Source organism: Novosphingobium lindaniclasticum LE124 (genome assembly GCF_000445125.1).
GTDB lineage: Bacteria > Pseudomonadota > Alphaproteobacteria > Sphingomonadales > Sphingomonadaceae > Novosphingobium > Novosphingobium lindaniclasticum.
Window position 1 is genome coordinate 1 of the sequence record NZ_ATHL01000030.1, and the last position, 494, is coordinate 494.

1 protein-coding gene is annotated in these 494 nt (G+C 32.6%); it reads left to right on the forward strand.

What is annotated here, in order from left to right:
• On the forward strand, positions 1-306 hold a 306-nt coding region (locus L284_RS47145), incomplete at its 5' end, for a hypothetical protein (RefSeq protein WP_200861629.1).
• Between the last annotated feature and the right edge of the window lie 188 nt (positions 307-494).

The window sequence follows — 494 nt, forward strand, 5'->3', positions numbered from 1 at the left end:
AAAGGTCGAAGTGCAGGTATTAACGTTGTTTTATCAATGCAAAAACCACTTGCGACAACAATTAGCACAGATATAAGAGACCAACTGAGCTTTAGATTAGTTCTAGGTAAAAACACGACTAAAGATACAAGACGCCTAGTATTTGGCGAGTCAGATAATCAAATCGTTATGACTGATAATGTACCTGTTTCAGACGATTGGGAAACATCAAAAATTTCCCAATATGGTGGCTGGTATGCTTTACCAAATATGAACGAACCGTTTGCTATTTTTGAAACACCAGACCTAAAAAATTTAAAAATTTAGAAGTAAGCTAAATGTTATGGTTATAGCATTTTTTGGATATCATGATTTTTTGGCAAAAGGAAATGGAGGGAAAACGTTTGAAATCTTATACGATTAGGCATATCATTATGCATATAGTGTATATACATTTTAGTGCATATCCTATGCATAACGAACAAATGTTCTATCCTAAAAATGCATAAAAAAAA